The sequence below is a fragment of the Ruegeria sp. CJ2 genome (genome assembly GCF_056536745.1).
Map to the genome: position 1 here is coordinate 1 of NZ_JBQFQF010000031.1, position 3,416 is coordinate 3,416.

General features: G+C 51.5%; 3 protein-coding genes and 2 pseudogenes. 1 reads left to right on the forward strand and 4 read right to left on the reverse strand.

All coding sequences use genetic code 11. The features are described from left to right. Window positions 1-862: 862 nt before the first annotated feature. The 3 genes and pseudogenes from ACR0MS_RS20390 to ACR0MS_RS20400 form a co-directional block, all read right to left on the reverse strand. Window positions 863-967, reverse strand: a pseudogene (locus tag ACR0MS_RS20390) (integrase core domain-containing protein); the annotation flags it as partial. Further along, complete coding sequence (gene ssb, locus ACR0MS_RS20395; protein WP_480578138.1) at window positions 966-1,406, reverse strand: single-stranded DNA-binding protein; 441 nt, start codon at window positions 1,404-1,406, stop codon at window positions 966-968. The gene ssb and the pseudogene ACR0MS_RS20390, both read right to left, overlap by 2 nt. Further along, window positions 1,393-2,223 carry a hypothetical protein gene (locus ACR0MS_RS20400; protein WP_480578141.1) on the reverse strand — a complete coding sequence of 277 codons (831 nt, stop codon included), beginning with the start codon at window positions 2,221-2,223 and terminating at the stop codon, window positions 1,393-1,395. Before ACR0MS_RS20400 ends, ssb begins: the two co-directional genes overlap by 14 nt. A gap of 120 nt (window positions 2,224-2,343) precedes the next feature. Between ACR0MS_RS20400 and ACR0MS_RS20405 the strand changes: the two are divergent. Continuing rightward, window positions 2,344-2,470, forward strand: a pseudogene (locus tag ACR0MS_RS20405) (integrase core domain-containing protein); the annotation flags it as partial. A gap of 173 nt (window positions 2,471-2,643) precedes the next feature. Here the strand turns inward: ACR0MS_RS20405 and ACR0MS_RS20410 are convergent. Then, a complete protein-coding gene (locus ACR0MS_RS20410; RefSeq protein WP_170568217.1) occupies window positions 2,644-3,036 on the reverse strand; it encodes a thermonuclease family protein in 393 nt (130 codons plus the stop codon). Between the last annotated feature and the right edge of the window lie 380 nt (window positions 3,037-3,416).

Genomic DNA, 3,416 nt, shown 5'->3' on the forward strand with positions numbered 1-3,416 from the left:
CACAGTGCATTGGGCTATCGCCCGCCAGCACCTGAAACCATCATCCCAATGGATTACAGGCCGACGATGCACTAACAATCAATTTGGACCAGTCAGATGAGGCTGCTCAGTCGCCACATGATATCAGGCGAACCCTTTCGAAATTTCTCAGCGACGCAGGATATCCCGGTGGCGCCTCAGCAGTTCTGGCACATTCTATCAAAGACCCCGCGATCCTTGCTTTCAGCCAAAACGACCAGCGTGTTTTTGATCGAATGAGACAAAGCCCGGCAAATGTAACCGAGAAGTCATACGGTGCGCATTCAGCTTACATGGAACTGAAGAAAGCCTCGATGGAGCTCTGGGTCAGAGCCGTCTTGCAAACCTACGAGGAGCAGAAGCAAATCCCATTTAAAGGGGCGTCGCTAAAGAAGATGTTGAAATCCCGAAAATAGAGAGCTCTTGACCTAAGAAACTCCTTCAATGCTGTCGTATGGCTTGCAGGGTGTCGCCCAGATCCAGTTTACGAGCCAAGCGTAATTTCCTTTCGCGACAGCTAATAAGAAGAACACTGCACCTCTGCCCTCTAGAGGCTAGTAGATGCCGGGATAGGATGATACCAGACAAGATTGCCATAACCCCATGGTGACAAGCCCTAACCCCTCAGACCAAGCCAGATAAATTTCACACTGCTTTGTCGTCTATAGACTTTTTGCCTCTTCGCCCGTCAGGCCTTATCTATTTTCAACATACCCAGCTCCTGCTCCAACCTTCTTGATCGCCGCACAGGCTGCCAATTTTCACATCTTTTGACTAAGACTTTAAATACGCCTAGCCAGCCTTGCGCCAATGGTGACCTGCCCCCCCTGAGGCTCCCTCATTCTTAACGAAAGTCTGCGGGTGTTCGGTTGCCGAGCGACGAGTGCGGCCTCACGTGATTGTAGTCGTAGCGCCAGAGCGCCGGCTTGCGGCGGGCGTCCTCCAGGCTAAAAAGGCGGATCAGTGAGATCCCAATCATCTACGTTGAATTTTGGGGATCCAGCATTTATCGACTCTGAGGTTCGCTCTTGTTCGTTGTTTTGTTCCCGTTCAAGTTTGAAGAGATTGCAAGCGAAACCATCCAGCACCACCTCGGTCCTGTAGCGTTTTTCCCCTGCTTTATCTAACCAGCTTCTTGTCTGGATCTTGCCTTCAACGTAGACCTTTGCCCCTTTTGGGAGTTGTTCAGCTACCTTGACTAAGTCTTCACGATAGACTGCAATTGAATGCCACAGAGTACGCGATCTCGGCTCTCCGGAAGCGCGATCCTTCCAGCGTTCGCTGGTTGCAAGACTTAGATTGCAAACCTTTCTCCCACTAGAGAATTCATTAATCTGTGGATCTCTTCCGAGATTCCCCACCAACATAACTTTGTTAATACCCGCCAACGTGAGCACCCTCTCTTAACTTGTTATAGCGCTGCCATCCCAGGTAGTTTTCAGGGCTGTTTTTGCCTTTGCTCGCGCCTTGGGAGTATTTTAAGTACCGCTCTGCATCCTCAAGACCAGAGCCGCCGCGTTCGAACAGATCCATGAATGCAGCCGCACGCTCCGTTGCCAAAACGCTTCTTTGCATATCTGTCAGGTCGTGCCGAATTTGAGTTCCATCCAAACAATCTGATACTTCTAAAGCGGCCCGCGTATCAGAAGACCAACGTCGGTAATACGCGAGGTGGATCAGCAAATCGGCAGGCATGCGGTCTTCGACCTGGCTTGCCCAATGCTCGACAATGCTTCGCCCAATTTTGATCGAAGCGGCCCAATGCTCCGAAAAGTTCTCTAATATCTTTACCGCTGAGTAGAATTTATGTCTTGTCTCGCGATCAGTCCGCGAAAACTGCGTTATCCACGCCCATCTGACCAAGCGAAGGTCATCCAGATTTTGAATAGAAACAACTGGGAGACCATTGCCTGTAAGTTCGTTGATGATGTCTCGACGTTCGTCGGCCGGAGTCTTCGTCGTGCGGATCAGATTGTGCAACTCATGATCACTTGGAACTATTACGATCCAATTCGAAAGAGCCTGTCGAAGGAGTTTCCTGACAGCTCCGTTGGCGTCTGAAACTTCGAACCCTGCGTTGTCTACGCTGAGTACAACATATTCGTCTTCGTTGTCCGGATTGTACAAAAGAATGCCGTCTGCTGGACAATCATCATTGGTCGTCCAAACATAGAAGAACTCATGTAATTCAAATTCATCGTCCATACTGAACTCCCCACGCGTATCCTAGTTCTACCTGCGGATCTGGCCTGCCAATAACTTGCGAAAAGCTGCCAATAGCTTGCTAGCAAACGCCAGATCTTAGAGTTTTGCCAGTATTTTCAGCTCAGGCAAAAGATCGTTGCTTTCGTCGATCACTACAACCACCGACGCTATCACGAGAGCCTGCAAAACCTTACCCCGGGCCGACGTCTACTTCGGGCGCGGGCACACCATTCTGAAACAACGATAAAGGATCAAAAGGAAAACACTCGAAAACCGGCGCTTGCTTCACCGCAAAACCGCCGCATAATCAATCCAACCAAATGAGCCAGATCCTCTCTTAGCTCAGAGCGCCCTCTGTCCCAAAATCCCTGACGACGGAAGCTACTGGTGCCGTTCACTTTCTATGGCCTACTGGGCTGGTCAGCAGTAAGGAGCTCTTGCCAATCGTGACTTTGCAGCAGGTGTCTCGTATTTGCGGTAGCGGCCACCACTATATCGCGCGCAGTCCAAAGCGTAACCCGCAGCTATGACGGCCGCACCGATATCCTGTCCCTCGGCGTAGCAGACGCCCACGTAACGGTCGTATGTTCGTTCGCCGGTAAGCTTGCATTCGACCGCTTTGCCGCGAAGGTAATTTACCATCCACCTCCGCGCTTCGCGCCCTGCGGCGGTGCCCAACTCAGGAGCATCAACTCCTTGCAGCCGCACAGGCGTGCCATCGACAACAATTGTGTCTGCATCACGTACTTGGAGACCACCCGCAGTGGCAGTCGTAGCGAACAGCGCCGCAGCAATGGTTAGCGTTTTTAACAAGGCAAAGTCCTCGGTGTCTGGTGTTAATCGTTTATTTGGGTTGCTATGCGGGTATCTACGAGTTCATCCTCGACTAGCGCATAGATCTCCTCCGGAGGAGTATTCAGCGAGTATAGCATGAGCGCAGGATCTACGCCCATGTCGATGAGATGCTGCATGGTTACTCCTTGCCCTTTTTGGATACCCTCGACGGCGAAAACGACTGGCATCCGGCGGGCCTGCTCGAAGTAGTGTTGGTGCATACCCACAAGGCCGCGCAGCGAGACAATTGAGCAGCCTCATCTGACTGGTCCAAATTGATTGTTAGTGCATCGTCGGCCTGTAATCCATTGGGATGATGGTTTCAGGTGCTGGCGGGCGATAGCCCAGTGCACTGTGGG